The sequence below is a fragment of the Chryseobacterium sp. genome (assembly GCF_022712095.1).
GTDB lineage: Bacteria > Bacteroidota > Bacteroidia > Flavobacteriales > Weeksellaceae > Chryseobacterium.
Genome location: NZ_JALAHD010000085.1, coordinates 14,806 through 33,208, shown reverse-complemented (window position 1 = coordinate 33,208; position 18,403 = coordinate 14,806). Strand labels below are relative to the sequence as shown.

At 40.1% G+C, this 18,403-nt stretch carries 19 protein-coding genes; all 19 read left to right on the top strand.

The genetic code is table 11. The annotated features are described in order from the left end of the window. The first annotated feature begins 528 nt into the window (after positions 1-528). Positions 529-885 carry a hypothetical protein gene (locus Q0A18_RS04010; RefSeq protein WP_292008886.1) on the top strand — a complete coding sequence of 119 codons (357 nt, stop codon included), beginning with the start codon at positions 529-531 and terminating at the stop codon, positions 883-885. A 24-nt stretch (positions 886-909) separates the two neighbouring features. Further along, positions 910-2,166, top strand: coding sequence for a hypothetical protein (locus Q0A18_RS04005; RefSeq protein WP_292008885.1), 1,257 nt, complete (start codon positions 910-912; stop codon positions 2,164-2,166). 75 nt (positions 2,167-2,241) lie between these two features. After that, entirely contained in the window at positions 2,242-3,717 is a 1,476-nt protein-coding gene (locus Q0A18_RS04000) for a relaxase/mobilization nuclease domain-containing protein (protein WP_363315944.1), read from the top strand. Between the two features lie 50 nt (positions 3,718-3,767). After that, positions 3,768-4,421: a ParA family protein gene (locus Q0A18_RS03995; RefSeq protein ID WP_292008883.1), complete on the top strand. Its 654-nt coding sequence runs from the start codon at positions 3,768-3,770 to the stop codon at positions 4,419-4,421. A 33-nt stretch (positions 4,422-4,454) separates the two neighbouring features. Then, complete coding sequence (locus Q0A18_RS03990; protein ID WP_292008882.1) at positions 4,455-4,991, top strand: hypothetical protein; 537 nt, start codon at positions 4,455-4,457, stop codon at positions 4,989-4,991. A gap of 140 nt (positions 4,992-5,131) precedes the next feature. Next, a complete protein-coding gene (locus Q0A18_RS03985; RefSeq protein WP_292008914.1) occupies positions 5,132-5,428 on the top strand; it encodes a DUF4134 domain-containing protein in 297 nt (98 codons plus the stop codon). A gap of 3 nt (positions 5,429-5,431) precedes the next feature. Further along, positions 5,432-5,746 (top strand): DUF4133 domain-containing protein, encoded by a 315-nt coding sequence (locus Q0A18_RS03980; protein WP_292008881.1) that lies wholly within the window; start codon positions 5,432-5,434, stop codon positions 5,744-5,746. Continuing rightward, positions 5,718-8,807 (top strand): TraG family conjugative transposon ATPase, encoded by a 3,090-nt coding sequence (locus tag Q0A18_RS03975; RefSeq protein WP_292008880.1) that lies wholly within the window; start codon positions 5,718-5,720, stop codon positions 8,805-8,807. Before Q0A18_RS03980 ends, Q0A18_RS03975 begins: the two co-directional genes overlap by 29 nt. Continuing rightward, the gene (locus Q0A18_RS03970; RefSeq protein WP_292008879.1) at positions 8,794-9,447 is read left to right on the top strand and encodes a hypothetical protein; all 654 of its coding nucleotides are present in this window, start codon (positions 8,794-8,796) and stop codon (positions 9,445-9,447) included. The genes Q0A18_RS03975 and Q0A18_RS03970 overlap by 14 nt, the downstream gene beginning before the upstream one ends. A gap of 10 nt (positions 9,448-9,457) precedes the next feature. Next, positions 9,458-10,216 carry a hypothetical protein gene (locus tag Q0A18_RS03965; protein ID WP_292008878.1) on the top strand — a complete coding sequence of 253 codons (759 nt, stop codon included), beginning with the start codon at positions 9,458-9,460 and terminating at the stop codon, positions 10,214-10,216. A 2-nt stretch (positions 10,217-10,218) separates the two neighbouring features. After that, complete coding sequence (locus Q0A18_RS03960; protein WP_292008877.1) at positions 10,219-10,884, top strand: hypothetical protein; 666 nt, start codon at positions 10,219-10,221, stop codon at positions 10,882-10,884. A gap of 4 nt (positions 10,885-10,888) precedes the next feature. Then, positions 10,889-11,719 carry a hypothetical protein gene (locus Q0A18_RS03955; RefSeq protein WP_292008876.1) on the top strand — a complete coding sequence of 277 codons (831 nt, stop codon included), beginning with the start codon at positions 10,889-10,891 and terminating at the stop codon, positions 11,717-11,719. Position 11,720: 1 nt separating this feature from the next. Next, positions 11,721-12,968, top strand: coding sequence for a type IV secretion system protein (locus tag Q0A18_RS03950; protein WP_292008875.1), 1,248 nt, complete (start codon positions 11,721-11,723; stop codon positions 12,966-12,968). Positions 12,969-12,990: 22 nt separating this feature from the next. Beyond that, complete coding sequence (gene traK / locus Q0A18_RS03945; protein ID WP_292008874.1) at positions 12,991-13,605, top strand: conjugative transposon protein TraK; 615 nt, start codon at positions 12,991-12,993, stop codon at positions 13,603-13,605. Positions 13,606-13,607: 2 nt separating this feature from the next. Beyond that, entirely contained in the window at positions 13,608-13,958 is a 351-nt protein-coding gene (locus Q0A18_RS03940) for a hypothetical protein (protein WP_292008873.1), read from the top strand. Then, the gene (gene traM / locus Q0A18_RS03935; protein WP_292008872.1) at positions 13,955-15,169 is read left to right on the top strand and encodes a conjugative transposon protein TraM; all 1,215 of its coding nucleotides are present in this window, start codon (positions 13,955-13,957) and stop codon (positions 15,167-15,169) included. Before Q0A18_RS03940 ends, traM begins: the two co-directional genes overlap by 4 nt. Before the next feature lie 4 nt (positions 15,170-15,173). After that, positions 15,174-16,043 (top strand): conjugative transposon protein TraN, encoded by an 870-nt coding sequence (traN, locus tag Q0A18_RS03930; protein ID WP_292008871.1) that lies wholly within the window; start codon positions 15,174-15,176, stop codon positions 16,041-16,043. Between the two features lie 41 nt (positions 16,044-16,084). Then, complete coding sequence (locus Q0A18_RS03925) at positions 16,085-16,414, top strand: hypothetical protein (protein ID WP_292008870.1); 330 nt, start codon at positions 16,085-16,087, stop codon at positions 16,412-16,414. Beyond that, positions 16,414-18,402: a type IV secretory system conjugative DNA transfer family protein gene (locus Q0A18_RS03920; protein WP_292008869.1), complete on the top strand. Its 1,989-nt coding sequence runs from the start codon at positions 16,414-16,416 to the stop codon at positions 18,400-18,402. Before Q0A18_RS03925 ends, Q0A18_RS03920 begins: the two co-directional genes overlap by 1 nt. Position 18,403: the final 1 nt, after the last annotated feature.

Genomic DNA, 18,403 nt, shown 5'->3' with positions numbered 1-18,403 from the left:
AATATCTTTTTCTTTCAAGAGCAAAAATGGTCAAATGGAATCAAGGTGCTGGTTATTAGTATTTTATGTTTTGGTGTATGCGCTTTTCAGAGTTCTAAAAAAGTGGGCGGCTTTACAGAGCAAGATGTGTCTTTGTATATACAAACTTTTCAAGTTGTATCTTCAAAGACGATCTTGCCTTTTTTTGCAAAAAGGAGAAAAAACAGCGGAACTTGTTTTTTTGTTTCGGGGAAAATCAGGAGCAATATTCCAAATTAGCCCAGTATATTCTTTTTTAATCTTCCCATATTCCAGATAAGCCCAGCACGTTCTTATTTAGCCCACGCCCGATGAATACTATTGTTTTCACGATTTTTATGCCCCAATTTTGCAGAAGAAATTTTAATCAGAAAGCAAAATGAAAACACAGATTTATTTTTCTGTTATTTATCAGAGAGGAAATATTAACCCTTACTTGCCAAGAAGCGCAGAGCTGTTTAAATCGGATAAAGCTTCACTAAAGTTATTTTACCATAGGATAAATTGAAAATGGAAAGAGGAAAAGAAGACTTGATTATTATAAGAATTCAAAAATCCAGAAAAGACAACTGGAAGAAAATCTGCTCAGAAAAGCAAATCTCCTTGTCCAGCCTGATTATCTATTCAGTAGAAAACAGGATTCTGGATGATGAGAGGCGGAAAGTTTTGAATTTCATTGAAGAGCAGGACAACATTTTTGTAAAGATAGAAACGAACATCAATCAGGTAGCCCGGTATGTCAATTCAATGAAAGCTATAACCTCTTCAGAAGTAGACTATTTCAACAGGCAGTTGACTCAGATTATTGAGTTAAAAAAAGAGCAGAATAGCATTTTTAAAAAGATCTATTCCATGATTGGAAAATAAAACAAACAGCAAAAATCTAATAATATGCAAAAATTAATATGTAACCTGGCAGGATTATTTTTCCTTCTTCTAGTGACCGAAAATATTCGGGCTCAGGTCGGTGTTAATACCACCAGTCCAGCAGCAACCCTTGATGTTATTGGCAATACGGATAAAGGCAAAGCATTGGATGGAATTATTGCTCCAAGAGTGAAAGGAAGCGAGTTGGCTACCTATACGTATACAAATTTGCAAAAAGGAGCATTGGTCTATGTAACCGAAGCAGCACCGGTACTTTCCGGTCAGGTTGTCCATATCAAAAGTCCTAATACCTATTATTATTTCAACGGTTCGGTATGGGAGCCGCTTTATGGGAGCTTATATGATGTAGTTGAAAGAGGAAACTTTGCTCCGAGATATATTTCGTTTACGGGAAGCGTCATCACAAAACAAGGTACAACAGATGCTGCCTTAGGAATGAATCCGCAGACCTATTCGATGTATTTTGGAAATATGAACCAGATGCACACGGGAACGTATAATCTTTCTTACGGATACGGAGCCCTGCAGAAGCTCTCCACTGCTTCAGGGAATGTTGCCTTTGGAAGCTACAGTCTGAATGGAGTGACAACCGGAGCATACAATACCTTTATCGGCCATATTTCGGGATATGATCTTTCCAATGCCGGAAAAATTATTACGGGAAATGTGAACGTAGGACTTGGAAATGCAACCCTGACAAAACTGACTTCCGGATATAAGAATATAGCAATAGGCCAGTCGGCCCTGAACAGTTTGAATACCGGAAGCTATAATACCATTATAGGTCAGTCTTCGGGGCAGTTTATTACGACGGAAAGCAAAAATGTAATGCTCGGGGCGCAGGCCGGAGGCTATATCCGGGGAGAAAACAATGTATTTATCGGAACAGGAGCCGGGCACAGCAATACGGTAAATACTGTAGAAACTGTAAACAACAGGCTGGTCATACACAGCAATGCAAGCCTGGTTCCTTCCGAAGCTATCGGAACAGAGAACGTCGTTGACCTGAGCGCTTCCTGGACCAATGGTTTGATCATCGGGGACTTTGCTGAGCGATGGCTCAAGATCAATGGGACACTGAATCTCAATCCTACCTATCATATGGTACCGCAATCAGATACTTCTCATACCCTGAAAGTCGTTGCAAGACCGGATGGCAAACTGGGATTAATTAACGATAATGTGGCGGCCTTCATATCCATTCTCGAGACGGCAACCCCGGCACAAAAAATACAGATCAAACAAATTTTAGGCATATAAAATAAAAGGAACAAACCTTAAGTATAATCCGTAAGTAGGCGGTTAATATTACCATAAAAATTGATCGTAAAAATTATGGAACCTGCGGGTTCCGGCTTTCCGGGAGTTGAGTATAATGATAAAAAGGTAGAGAAAGGGAGTGGTGAGCTGATGCTGATGAAAAATTTTCCTTCCATCATTAACAAGGACAGCAGCCAGCAAGAAGTGCGGGAGTATTTGAGAACCATCTCAAAGAATGAAAGGGTAAAGAAGCCTCAGTTCCATGCTGTTATTTCCACGAAGTTCCGGGAGCATAACAAAGAAGAGCTTACCAGTATCGCAGAAAATTTTATGGATGAGCTCGGGTACGGAAAGCAGCCCTTTATTGTGGTGTTCCACAATGATACGGAAAATAACCACACACACATTGTTTCTACCCGTGTCGGTAAACAGACCGGAAAGAAAATAGGTGACAGCTACGAAAGGCTTAAAGCACAACAAGCATTAAGTCGTGTAATGGAGAAGCTGTATGGATTAAGTACACAGGAGAAAATAGAAAAATTATTGGGCTACCGATATGGTTCTCTTAAGCAACTGGAACTGCTTTTAGAAAGAAACGGATTCCGGCTTTCTCCCAATAAGAATGATGAGGGAGCCTTGGATATCCTGAAAAACGGAGCCTGGGAAAAAACCATTAACGCCGCCCGGCTCAACTTCAGCAGTCAAAAAAAAGATTCCAGGACATGGCAGTTAAAAGCGATTCTCTTAAAATACAAAGAACTGTATTCATGCAAGGTGTTCAAGGTTGAAGACCGCAGGGCTCAGGAAGGCGTATTCCCGGAAGAAAAGCACAACGAGAACTGGAAGGCGAAAATTGAATTTGAGAGTGAGCTTCAGAAAAAGTTGCGGGATGTTTTCGGGATTGATATTGTATTCCATACTTCTGACAAAGTAAAAACTGCTGTAAATCTCAAACCTTTTGGATATACGTTAATTGACCATAAGACAGGATCGATATATAAAGGAAGCGAGATTATGAAAATGAACGAGTTATTTGAGTTCACTTCCGATGTCATTGACAAAAGGCTTTTTGAAAGCTTAAAGGATTACAATATAGGAGATGAAGCTTCTAAGCAAGTCCTACTAGAGCATTTGAAACGTCAGAATCCAGACCATATACCAAAAGATTTTATGCTTTTTGAAACTAAAAAAAGAAAAAATAAAGAAATATTTGGCGCTGTCAGGAGTGAGGTAAAGCAATATCTCAGAACACAGAACGTAAAAGATGTTCACATTATAAAGTCCGAAGACGGTAAATTTTATGCGATACACTCAAAATTACATTATGTAGGAGAACTGGAACAGCTGATCGGAGAAAAAGATTATCAAATATTCCTGAATCCGGCTGAAAATCACCAGCAGGTTTCAGTAATCCAAAATGAAAAGCTTTCAAAAGAACTGGACAGAAGCATCAATGACTTGATTTTTCAATTCAATAAATCATCAGGAGGAACAGGAAAAGACCCCAGAGAAGAGGAGCAAAAGAAAAGACGTAAAAAGAAAAACCGATAGCCCGAAGTGCCGAAGTTCGGCTTCCCATTAAACATTAGCGATTTAAAACTATGATTATCACCTTTGCCACCCAAAAGGGCGGAGCGGGAAAAACCACTCTTGCCATTGCCTTTGCCAATTACCTTTGTGAGGTTTCCCAAAGGAAAATCAAGGCGTATGATTTTGATTTTCAGAAATCTTTTTTCAACAAATGGAAAGAGGACGAAGATTCAGAGCTGCCCAGGCTTTATGAAGTGGAGCTCATTGGAGACGATGAAGAAGAGCAGCCTTTTGCCGATCTGGAAAAAATTATAGGTCTTAAGGAAAGTGAGGAAATATACCTGTTTGATCTGGCAGGCACGCTGGACCAGAAATACAGTGACTTACTCATTTACAGCGATTTTATTATCATTCCCTTTGAATACTCCGATGTATCGGTAAAATCGACCCTGGTATTCAAAAACCTGCTGGGTTTACTCGAAAGTGAGGCCGAAAGGATTTTCATCCGATCTAAATATGATAAAGGGTATAAATATCTCAACCAAAGGGAAATGGATATTGAGATCGCAAAATACGGAACCCTGATTGTAAGCACTGTGTACAAAAGGAACTGTTTGCAGACCATTAATACGAGGAAGCTTACCTACGAGCAGCGATACGCCATAAAAAAGCCATTCAATGAAATCATTGAGCAAATAAGTGAAGCATTACAAATTACCCTGTAAGGCTGATTCCAAAGAAAAAACAAAATAAAAAATATGATAAAGTATTCACTCATCCTGTTAGCAGCTTATTTCCTGTATTATGCCGGAAATATCCTGTACGACCTTTTCTTAAAAAAAGATAAGATCACTCATGTCGATCTGGCTGAAGAATTTTCACTGGGCGGTTTTGCACAAAGTAATGCTAAACCTCCAAGCCGGATTGGAATTGAAGATGTTGAAAACCTTAGTACCCCCAAATCCTTTTTAAAAAAGGAGCTTGATTTCCAAAGACCATCTTCTACTGACCAGCAGCCGGATTTAGAAGAGATGAGAAAGCGATTTGAAGCAGAGCAGGATATTGATGATCTGCCAGCACCGGTGAACGATACCACAGCAGCACCAGAAGAAGAGAGCCAGCCCGATAACACAAGCCAACCTCAGGATATGCCCGACAAACCAGTAGAGCATTCCAAACAGGAAAAGGCTGAGCCTAAAAAGTCCCATTGGAAAGAGCTTTTGAATTTATCGGAAACCACCGTGCAGCTAGTGGCTAATTACGATGGCCAGAAGGTCTACCACTCCGTCATTTAAGCAGTAAGAAACCTTTTAAAATTACCAAATATCATCCTATCAACTGATACGGATAGCATACCCCTTATGCCAATTTCTAAGCACAAAATTTAATTCTAAACCAATAATTAATCATTATGAACAATAATTTAAAACGCTATATGGCAGTAAAAAAGATATTAACTGCCTGTATGATTCTCCTTGCCGTCACTCCCATATTTGCCCAGGGCGGAGCAACAGCCATCTCCAATGCAGCCAATGATATTAAGGACTATTGGGATCCCATCAAACTGATTTTGAAAGCGGTGGGCGGACTGGTCGGCTTCATCGGAGGTCTTAGAGTGTATAACAAATGGACTAACGGTGATCAGGATGTGAACAAAGAAATCCTGGGTTATGGGGGAGCCATGATCTTCCTGATTGTCGTTCCGGAATTTGTAACCTCATTCTTTGCTTAAGTTATGGGATTCTACCTCTACAAGGGGCTCAAAAAGCCTCTTGTATTCTTCGGACTCAAAGGAAAATATATTTTCTATGCGGTGGGTGTTATCGGAGGTGGAGTCATAGCCGCGCTCATCTTATCCAGGTTTGGATTACTGGGCTCTTTATTGGGACTTGCAGCCACCGGAGGCGGGGTATATCTCATTTTCAAAAGACAGGATAAGCATGGCCTGTACGATAAAACTAAAAACTTCGGTCAGATTTTCATTTTTCCTAAAAGGTTGAACAACAAAAGATTTTTACAGCATGGCAACAACAAAAAAACAGGCATTTAATATTCCTTTCATCGGGTATGATTATGGAAAAGATCACCATTGGGATTTTGATGTTCTTTTCGGTCAGTACGGAAACCCAATAATTGGGATAAAGATAAAAAATATGGTGGAACAATATTCGGCAGACCCGGATTATTATCTCCATTTCCATACGGTTCTGAACCAGATGGTATCCATCATCGGGGAAGGGAGAATTGTTCAGAAGCTTGATATTTTCTCAAAAAAGAAATATTCAGCCGAACCTTCCAAGGAGTTCCTACAACAGAAATATTCCGAGCATTTTGACGGGCGGCTTTTTAAAACCATTGAAACCGTCCTGCTGTTTACGGATATTATTCATGATAAAAATAAAAAAACCGGCCGGTCAGCGACCGGTGGCAATGTAACAGAAAAGAGTTATAAAGAACTCCGGGACAAATGCCAGAAGGTATTTATGCTGTTGAAGCAAAATAACTGTGAACCGGAGTTTTTATTCGAGAAAGATTTTGAGTATTATATTTCCGGAGCCTTATCCATGCAGTTTTCGGGTACCCCGGTTTTTGACAATATCAGAAGTACTAATGAATATTTGCAAATAGGCAATCGCTTTGTTAAAAATATTTCCTATGTCGATGTGGAAAACATTGACCTGCCTTCTGAAATTGAACCTTATTCCATACTGGGAGGAAACGGAGCCGCTGCCGAAACAGCAGTGGATAATTTTACTTTCATCAATGAGCTGGAAGATTATGAAACGATCATCTACAACCAGGTCATTACCATTCCACATCAGGCACAGCAGCAAAGGGAACTCGACAAAAAAAGGAAAAAGCACGAAGGAGCGGCGAACAATTCCCCTTCCAATGCCATTATTGCCGAAGAAATCCAGAGCTTGCTTCATCATATAGCCATAGACAGCCAACTTATTGTCAATGCCCATTTTTCCTTACTATTTTCAACAAACACGCTGGAAGAAATGGAAGGGACACAGTCCCTGATTGAAAATAAGCTGTTTACCAAGGGGATCATAGTTTCAAGGAATGCCTATAACCAACTGGAGCTTTTCCGGGCAGCCCTACCGGGCAATGCCACGGAACTTCGGGAATACGATTTATTTATGACGACGAGTGAAGCGGCGCTTTGTTTTTTTTTTAAAGAAAGCTACCCCGTGAATGAAGAAAGTGGCTTCTACCTCAGATTTACCGACCGGCAGGGCGTTCCCCTAAAAGTTGATCCCTCGGATTTACCGATGAAAACCGGAAGAATCAATAACCGTAACAAGTTTGTGCTGGGACCCAGCGGCTCAGGCAAGAGTTTTTTAATGAATAATATCGTGGAGCAATACCTTACCTACAATTATGATGTCGTGATCGTAGATACCGGAGATTCCTATTCGGGAACCTGCAAATATAAAGGCGGAAGATATATCCAATATACGGAGGAAAAACCTATTACGATGAATCCTTTCCTGATGGACCAAAAAGAATTCAATATTGAAAAAATAGAGTTTTTAACTAACCTAATCTTTTTGATCTGGCAGGGAGCTGATGCTACGATGTCCTCCACACAAAAATCCATATTAGATAATGTCCTGATGTCGTATTACCACCAGTACTTTAATTCGGGAACGAAGTGGTACGAAAATAAAACCTCGGAAGAACTCATTCTCTATTTAAGCAAATATAATATTCATGAAGAAGATGTTTATGCAGTATACGAAGAGCAGTCCAGAGGACAACATACCTATTATGATATTCTGGGAATTGCCTTTGATGCTGGCTTTGATGAAGTGAAAGAAGCCTTTAGAAAACTGGCTATTGAATACCACCCCGATAAAAATCTGAATAACCCCGATTATGACAGCGAGAAATTTTATACAATCTATGAAGCTTATGAAACCCTGAGTGATGAGGAAAAACGTAAAGCTTATAACGAAACCCAGCTGATTCTCATTCAGGCAAATGAAATCATACAGCAGCCCAAAGATACTGAAGAATGGAATGAATCCTTTAGGAAAGCCCTGATTAAAAAAATTAAGGAGCTGGAAGAGAAGCTTGTTATAAAAGAACTTTCCTTTAACGGCTTTTATGAATACTGCGAAAAATTCCTGCCTCTTTACCTGAATAACAAAAAGCATAAAATCAGAGAGACGGAATTTAATCTTAGGACATTTCTATTTGTATTAAGAGATTTTTACAAAGGCGGAAGATACGGAACCACGCTTAATGAAAGTGCTGACAATACCTTATTTAGTGAACCTTTCATTGTATTCGAGATCGATAATGTTAAGGAGAACCCAAAACTTTTCCCCATTGTAACACTCATCATTATGGATACTTTTATCCAGAAGATGAGACTGAGAAAAGACCGTCGCAAAGCCCTGATCATCGAAGAAGCATGGAAAGCTATCGCCAGTAAGCTGATGGGAGGATACATTTTGTATTTGTATAAAACCGTACGGAAATTCTGGGGGGAAGCAGTGGTGGTGACCCAGGAACTGGACGATATTATCGGAAATGCCGTAGTAAAAGACAGCATTATCAACAATTCCGATACGTTTATCCTTTTGGATCAGACCAAATTCAAAGACAATTTTGATCGCATAGCGTCACTATTATCTCTGAATAAAGTAGAACAGAACAAGATCTTCACGATCAACAACTTAAATAATAAGTTCGGGCGAAGCCGCTTCAAGGAATTTTATCTCAAAAGAGGTTCTAAGGGAGAAGTATACGGCAATGAAGTGGCCCTCGAGCAATATTTGACCTACACCACGGAAAAACCCGAAAAGTCGGCTGTTGAATACTATGTACAACAATATGGAAATTATGATAAAGCCTTAGAAATTTTTGTAGAACAGGTGAAAAGCTTCGGGGATGATATGGGAAGTATGGTTTCCTTAGTAAACCTCTATCAAAAGCCTTTGGACTCAAAAGTCCTTGCATTCTACCACGGACTAAAGAACCGGAAGGTGAATCTTGGTAAAAATATTTTCAAAATTATCTCCCAGGAATTGGAAGATCATAACATCAGCCTTTCGGAATTAATCAACAGACAAACCCATGAATATGAAAAAGTTTAGCTTACTATTTTTAGGATTTGGAAGTGTAGTGTATGCTCAAAACACGTACATAGACCCTACCGTAACAGCAGCGATGATCCTGTATTCAGAAAACCTGAAAGCAAAGCAGAATGAAGTTATCGATGAAACTTCCAAGCTGAAAGATGCCCAAACCTGGGTAGGAACCCAGATGGTAGCCACCAATGATATCCAGAATAAAATACTCAAAGGCTTAAAAGAAGTTTCAGGAACCCTGCAAAACGGGATTCAGGTAAAAGAGATTTACACGGAACTTAATAAATGCTACGGGTACTCTTCGGATGTTGTTCAACTGGCTTCCGCCCATCCCCAATATGCCATTTTCGGGGTTAAAGCCTCGCAAAAAACCTATGAGCAGAGCCTGAAAATCGTAACAGATGTATCAGACATCCTGGCTTCAGGAGAGCTCAACCTCGCTACGGCAGGAGACCGCTATAAGATACTGCATAACATCTCGGGAAACGTAAAAAATCTAAAGCTGTGGCTGTTGGCTATCAAGCTGCGATTGGAAAAAGCCAACAGACTGGGATTCTGGAACTCCATTAATCCTTTTGCGGGCTATATCAACACGGATAAAGCCATTGTTGAAGATATCATGAACCGATACAAACACAACTTTTAAAGTTTTTAACATGAAATCGAGAAACGAGATTCACCGACTCATAGGAGGTACATCGAAGAATGAGATTCGCCGACTTTATGGAGGCAAAAAGAAAATTTTTCTAAGCTTGTTGATTCCGGCAGTTTATGTGGCATTAATTTCTTCAGGAGGAGGATCTACACCCGCCTGGCAAAAAGAAAATGTTTCCTTTCCGATGATGGATCTGGAAATTAGTGCCACAATGAAAGAGCATGACAGGCAAAAGGAGATGAGGCAAAACCAGGCCCTGAATGCCGGTATTGAAACGGTTAATAAAAACGAGTGGAACAGCTTTAAGGATAAGGTTGTTAAAATACAGGACAGGCTAAGGATTGTTTCATTTGCCTTGCAGGCAATCCCAACAGGAGTAGCAATAAGCCGGGAGATAGGTAAGATCACTCAAAACCAGGCAGCCATTATTGATGAAATTGAAACCGCACCTTACTCCATTGTGACGGTGCTACCTTCCGGAGTACAGTATGTGGATGATTTACAAATGGTACTCCGCTTAATCACCGGAATTATCCTCTCTTATGGGGCAATCAATCAAATGGAAAAATCGGAACGCAAGATTTTGCTGGACTATGCGCTAGGGGAGGTTAAAACCCTGAGCAGGAACTCAACCCATATGCTTTTAAAAATACGGGATATTAAAGCTAAAGTACTGCGCAATAAAAGAGCTTTCCAGTATTACGTCAACAGGGATAAGCAAGTGGTGGAGAACATTATGAAGAACATTAAATCCTTTTAAAAATGAAAAAAATATTTTTTTTTGGAACCCTAGTATTTTCAGGCGTTTCCGTAAAAAGCCAGCAGATCGTGATCAATGATAAGCTGCTGTCCCAGATTACCGTTAATCATGGCGTTCGTTTAGGGAGTGAGCAGGCTTTTTTAGACTCTTATGAAAAGCAAAATGAGCTCTATAACGAGATTAAAAACAAAACAGCCCAGGTGATTGCCATTCAGGAATATATCTACCAGCAGCTTAAAAATGTCAATTCAGCCCTTACCCAAAGTAAAAAGCTCATCTATCTCTATCAGTATCTGGGGAAAATTGTAAGCAACTCCAATATCATGCTGGATTTATCAATACAACATCCGGAATATGCCGTGCTGGTTTCAAAATATTATGCTGCTATAGGACAGCAAGCCCTGAAGCTCCAACAGGAGGTCACTCAGGATATTCTGAATGAAAACAAAGATTTTCTGATGGATGCTATGGATCGGGAAATGCTCATTGAAAAGGTACTGACAAGGGTCAGGAATATCAACGGCAATATTCTCTATATCATTTTACGGCTACAGAACGCAAAGAAGATCCCCTATCTCTATCAGGTTCCTGTACTTAGAAATTACATCAATATCGACAGAGCCATAGTGGGAGACATTATTCAGAAATACAAATACATTTTTAATTAAAACAATGGAAAACTTATTCATACAATTAATCAGGCTGCAATTACTGCTTGTAGCTGCTGCCGTATCCGCACAACTGAGTGTAAAACGCCTCAATGACCCTGCCATTGTTGCCCAGCACAAGCGTATGGTTTTTGAAAGCTGGGGAGACTGGCGCCCGTACCCTAAATATTTCCTGGGAGTTCAGACCAATTTTGCCTATGCCACGGTGTGGGGAATGTGGGCACCCAAAATCAACAGGGATTATAAAGACGGAGACGATATAAGGCCCTTAAAACCCACAGGAGTACAAAATCAGCGATTTGCTGAAGTGAAATATGAGGAGCAGGAAGCCCAAAAAATAAAAGCAGCTTCCGACACCATTTACAAAAGGAGTGTCCAGGATTTTGCCCATTGGACTTCTGCTGCCGTAGATGCCGATCCTCTCTGGCTTTTGTATTACAAGCGAATGTTAAAGCCCATTACTGAATTCCCTGATACCCCGCAGAATTTTGTGGAATGGAGGCTGAAAGATGAGCAAACTTATGAAACGCTTAATAGTATAGGAACCCTAAAAAGGCTTCAGCAGGAACTGGATATGATCAAAGAAAAATATTCGATGTCCCGGTCTATGGATATGCCAAGGGGAAAGCGCTTCCTGATGTATCACGAAACCCTCCTTCGTTGGAGAAAATTTGTTCAGGAATTAAGGAAACATAATAACAAAACGACCCTTCTTCTGGATTATAAAAATATCCTGAAAAATCATTCTCCATATGCATTGCCTACAAGTTGGACGCCGACGTCAGGTCAGCAGATTATTCAAAATATTATGAATCAATACAAACACCGATATTAAGATGAATAAGATAGTAACCTTATGCTGTTGCCTTCTGGCTCTTTTATTGCCGGTAATGGGCTTTGCCCAGACCGATGGCGATTACAGCAATTTACTCCAGTTCCTGAAAGGTGATGGTGCTTTTGAGAAATGGTTCATGGAGGTATTTACCAAACTGGATACCAGTGTTCAGGACAATGCTAATGATGCCGCATTGGTTGGAAAAGCCATTGGCGGATTAGGGGCTTTAATGTACCTCGGATACATGGGATGGCAGATGGCTGCCGGAGACCGGGAATGGGAAATTACCCCGATGCTGAAACCAATCCTGATCGGATTCACCCTGATCTATTGGACGGGATTTGTCAATCTGATACAGGCTCCCTTTGAAGCCATTGCAGAACCGGGAATCAGCATTTTCAGCGATATAGAATCTGAGGTTAATGATCTTCGGGTGCAGCGCTTCAAAAAACAACAGCAATTGTTAGACGCTGTTATAAAGCTCAAAGCGGATGAAGATGCCAAGCAGGAAGTTATTGAGAATACCGGAAAAGATGCCGATGATTCCTGGTTTGATATCAGTGAGGGATTGGATAAGCTCATCCAGCCTATTAAGGAGTGGCAGCTGAGGATGCAGTTTCAGATGCAGAAATTGGTGGCTGAAGTCATTGAGTTTATCTGCCTTTCCATTCTGAGAATTTGTGTCTACCTTATTTTCTTTATCCAGAAAATATGGGCCTATATCCTTATTATATTAGGTCCTATTGCCGTGGGAATGGCTCTTGTTCCGGGATTTGAAAGTTCCTTCTACAATTGGGTTTCCAAATTCATCAATATCAATCTCTACACTTTTGTGGCTTATACCATTATCAACATTGGCCAGCAGCTTATCGCTTCCGGCTATATGATGGAAATAGAAAGGTATGACACGCTTTTAACGAATGGAACGGTAACCAATTTGGATGCCCTAATGGTCTATGTTAGTAATTCGGGAATGATCTACAACCAGCTTTTTACGTGCGTAGCTTATATCGTTACTGGAATCGGGGTTTTGATGACCCCTACGATTGCAGATACCATTGTGTCAGCAGGAGGAGCCGGAGCTATGACGAAGATGAAAAGTGCTATGGGCAAAATGGCGGGCAGTGCTAAAACTGCGGTTCTGGCTGTTAAAACCGGAGGTGCTTCTGTAGCGACTACGGCTGTAAAATCTGCTGCGGCAGGTTCTGCATCGGGAAGAGTTCAGCAGGCCATGAAAAATAAAAAATAATCTCGAAAAATATTACCATAAAATGCTTATCAAAAATATAGAACAAAGAATCAAGGTGAATAAGGTGGTTTCTCTGGCTGCCATTGCCTTTGCCGTTTTTATTGTCTTTGCAGGATTTTTCTTCGCTTATAAAATGATTGAAGATTCTAGGAAATCCATTTACATCCTGGATAATGGTGTCCCGGTTTTGGCAAAGCAGACGGATGTTTTACTCAACAGGCCCGTTGAATACAAAGCCCAGATTGAACTCTTTCATCGGTTATTTTTCACATTGGCGCCTGACGATACCTATATCAAGGATAATATCCAGAAATCATTGTATCTCATCGATGACAGCGGAAAGAAAGAATATACCAACCTTAGGGAAAAAGGCTTTTATAATCAGATCATTGCTTCAAGTTCGATGGTAAGCATTCATACCGATTCGGTTAAGCTTGATATGGAACAAAAGAAATTCGCCTTTTTCGGGAAGCAGATGATCACAAGAAAATCATCCGTAATTACCCGAAAGCTTATCACCGAAGGTTTCTTTGAGGACATTATCCGGAGTCCCAATAACCCACATGGAGTAATGCTTACAAACTGGCGCATCCTTGATAATGAAGAAATCTCTAACCAAACCAAAAATTCGTACTAACCATGAATACTTCATTCAAACAAGCCGGACAGAAATGCCTGCAATGGATTGTCCATCACCCAAAAAAGTTTTTTGCCTATTCGATGATTTTTTTGTCAGTGTCATTCATAGGTTCTCTGATCCAGGGAATTTTCTTTCCCTTGGGGACAGTATTTACCATTAAACCACCTGTCCTTTATTCCAAAAGCCAGATGGCTCAGAGCCCCACTGTAAACAATGAAAGAGAGATCAAAAAGATTGTGGAAGAGCTTAAGGTTTTAAAAGTGAAAAGAGACAGGAAGCAATTACAGAAAGAAGACAGCCTGAGGATTGAATATTTGTTTAACCAATTTCAAAAATTAAAAACTCAATGAAAAAATTTGATTTCAAACAGAAGAAATACATCCTGCCCCTTCTGGCATTACCGTTTCTGCTGCTTTTTGTCTATGTAGGAACCCAGTTCGCCAAAGAAGAACAGCCCAAAGAGAAGCACAAAGAACTCTCCATTTCCCTTGGTGAGTCGCAGGATTCGATTATGAGTAAAAATGATGCCTATGATGCATTCTTCAAAAAAGAGGATAATAGGACAATGCTCGAAGGGTTGGGTAAAGAAAAGGACAGCCTATTGAGCTACGAAGACCAGCTGTCATTAGCTCAGAAGAGAAAAATAGATTCGCTTAAAGCAGTGTCCGGGAGGCAAAACGGATATCAATCGAAAGGAAATTTATCTTCTTACTATAACCCGAAACAGGAACAGAAAGATGACAGGGATTATAAGAGGTCTTCGGAAATTATCCGGATGCTGAACGCTCAATCCTATGGCAAGCCTGAAAGCGAGTATGTCTCTGAAAATCTAAGTGTAAAATCTCAAAATAAAGAGCAGGCTCCTGATCCGGTCAAATACCTGAAACAGCAGATGCTGGTTATGGATTCTTTGGAAAAAGCAAGAGACCCGGAATACCAAAGTAAGCTGGCAGCAGAGGAAAGGCTCAAAGCCAACAAAGAAAAAATGGAGGAATTCCTGAATTCGACCTTCAATGTCAGCAAATCAGGTATCAACACTGAATTCAATGCTTTTTACAAAGAAAAGGAAAACAGCTTTATCAAAGCGGTCATTGATGAAAATAACAAGGGATATTTAGGAAGCCGGATCCGGTTAAGGTTATTGGAAGACGTTTTTGTGGGAAACAAAAAGCTAAGCAAAGGTTCCATACTCTATGGGCAGATTTCAGGGTTTGCAATGCAAAGGGTGAATCTCAGTATCGTATCCGTATTCACCAAAGGAGAAATATATCCGGTCAATTTATCGGTTTATGATGTCGACGGCATGAAGGGATTGTATGTTCCGGAGAGCGTTTTCCGGGATATGATCCGGGAAATGGGAAGCAACTCTGTGCAGGGAACGCAGATGGATATGGGAGGACAGGGATTTTTTACCAGCATCGGCTCCAAATTATTCACATCCACTTCCAAATCCATTGCCAACCTGATTAAAACCAACAAAGCCAAATTGAAATACAACTCTTATGTACTGCTAATTGACGAAAAACAATTGAAAGATTCACAAAACCAACAAAAAAAATAAACTTATGAAAACGATATTGTATGTCTTAATAATTTTTACAGCCTCATTTTTCCACGCGCAAACTGTCACTAAAGAACAGCTCATTTCGGATTTGCCGGAACTCGAAATTACCGAAGGTATCAGTCTTCATATTATTTCTCCGGAACCCATTCAATATGTGGACCTGTCCACTAAGCAGCTCACGGGAGATTTACCTTCAGCCCAGATTGCCCGGGTTAAAATTGTAGAAAGAGATTCGGCAGCCAAGATACAAGAATCAGGATATGGAACCCAAGAAAAATGGAACCCAAACCTCGGCATTATCACGGTGGTGGGTCAGTCTTTTATTGCCCAGTATAAAGCAGTATATAGGAATCCTGAAAACCTGAACACCGTTACCAATATCCATATCCAGCCGGAAGAAATGCAGCCCATAGAATTTGATAAAATGGTTTTCTCCAATCTTGAGCTGAGAAAATTTGCGATGAATATTATTCAGAACAAATCAGAAAAAAATCCCATCCGGGAAGAGAAGAATCTCGGGCTCAGTGTTCAGCTTAATAATGTCTATGTTATAAGTGATTACATCTTTTTGGATATGACCTTTAAAAACAGCTCCAACTTAAGTTATGATATCGAAGCTTTGAAATTCTCCGTAGAAGATAAAAAGATCCATAAGGCGACCAACAACCAAAGTATCGAGATGACCCCATTATTCCAGCTGAACCCTCAGAAGCATTTCATGAAGAATTTCCGGAATATCTATGTGTTCAAAAAATTTACCTATCCAAACTCTAAGGTAATGATGATCCGCCTGATTGAAGAGCAGCTCTCCGGAAGAACCATCGAAATGAGAATCAATTATTCGGACATTTTAAAAGCCGATACTTTTTAGCGGAAGTTCCGCTTCCAATTTTTAAAATAACCATAATTACAATGGAGTTAAACTTAATCATCCTAGCAATGATCTGCTACTGTATGGGTATGATCATTTTTGAAAAAAAGCGAAAAGAACTTATACAGGACTATGAGCAGCTGCTCATCCTTAAAAATTGGTATGAGAACATAGCTGAAGAGGTAAACCGATCATATATTTTAGAAAAGGTTGAAAAAAGAGGACGTCAATTAATTGATCAATTGAATCTGCTAAATGCCAATCTTGTTAAAATACAGGAAGATCATGAAAAATTGCAACGGCAGAAGCAGCATGATAACCAGGCTGAGAAGGAGCCATCACTGGACAATTTTTTTGAAAACTATTCCTAATGCAAGAACAACAACATCAGATCAGGATTTACGGCTTCATTCAGAAGGCGGTATATGCCGTGGTAGCGCTGGATTGTGCTTCACTATTTTATCTGCATGCCAATATTCCGGTGGTATCTGGCTTATTGAAGAATTTTTCCAGAATGAGTTTCATTTATCCTCCTGTCAATGCTAAACTGGCGACACTACTATTGATAGGATTAGTGGCTGTAGGAACAAAAGCTAAGAAAAAGAAAGACCTTCATATCGCTATGGAAATAGTAGTTCCTATGGTATTGGGACTCCTGATGATGTTTTCCTCTTTGGTTTTGCAGGATAAAGCCGGAAATCCTTCACTTCCTAAAATATTTCCCGGAATGAGTCTTTACCAGGTTGTGTATGCTTTTTTATCGTTTTTGGGAGCGGTTGTTCTTCAAATGGGAGCTGACAGCATCTCTAAGCTGATGCAGCAGAAAATGGGAAAAGACCGATGGAATGTCGAGGAAGAATCTTTTGACCAGAACCAGGAATTAGTAGAATCCGACATGATGATTAATATCCCTTATTTATTTAGGTATAAAGGGAAAAGCAATAAAGGCTGGATGAATATTAATCCTTTCCGGGGGACGATGGTGATTGGTGTGCCAGGTTCCGGTAAATCTTTCGGAGTGATCAATCCCGCCATCAGGCAGATGATAGCTAAAGGATTTTGTCTGATGATTTACGACTTCAAATTTCCCGACCTGGCACAGATAGCCTATTACCATTATTTAATGAAGAAAAGTAAAGATTCCAATTTTAATTACAGTTTCAATGTTATCAATCTCAATGAAGTGGAGAAATCAAAAAGAGTGAACCCTTTCAAAAAGGAGTACGTAAAGACGTTAGCCGAAGCACAGGAAATGGCTGAGGCTATGGTGTCTTCTTTACAAAAAGGCAGTACCAGTTCCGGAGGTGGGGCTGACCAGTTCTTTACCCAATCAGCGATTAATTTCCTTTCATCCTGTATTTATTTTTTTGCGACCCACGAAAACGGGAAGTATTCGGATCTGCCCCACATCCTTTCCTTTATGAACCGAAGCTATAAGGAAATATTTGATACACTTTTTGGCCATGAAGAGCTGTATTCTTTGTTATCACCTTTTAAATCAGCCTATGATAACAAAGCTTTTGACCAATTGGAGGGGCAGGTAGGAACATTGAAGATTTTCCTTTCCCGACTGGCTACCAAAGAAAGCTTTTGGGTGTTTTCAGGGGATGAAGTAGAACTCAAAATAACAGACCGGAACAATCCTTCCATTGTTATTTTAGCGTCAGACCCGGGAACTCAGGACATCAACTCTGCTTTGTATTCTTCGGTGCTTAACAGGACTTTAAGATTGATCAACTCCAAAGGTAATCTTCCGGGAGGTATTATTGCTGATGAATTTCCTACGATTTACATCCATAAAATTGATAATGTCGTTGCTACGGCAAGAAGCAACAGGGTTGCTGTAATGCTAGGGCTTCAGGAGCTTCCACAGCTTCGCCAGTTTTATAAGAAAGAAGTTGCAGATACCATTTCTGCCATTGTCGGAAATATCCTGTCCGGCTCTGCAAGGGATAAGAATACCTTGGATTGGCTTGAAAAATTATTTGGAAAAATAAAGCAGAAGTCGTATTCCCAATCCATCTCCCAGCAAGGTACGACCACCAGTATCAATGAGAAAATGGACCATATGATTCCTGCCGGAAAAATCGCGGCACTTAAAACCGGAGAAATGGTGGGGATGATCGCCCAGGGAGAAGAAAATGATACCGAAGAATACAAAACCTCTGCTGTGAACGGTAAAATAAACCTGGATATGAAAAGTATTAAAAAAGAGGAAGCAGAACTTCCGCCCATGCCTTCCTATTACTCCTTTGTGGATAGGACAGGAGTTAACCGCAAAGAAGAAGTCTTAATGACCAACTTCAGGAAAATCAATAAGGAAGTAGAATTAATTGTCAGAGAATCAGTAAAAGCATAAT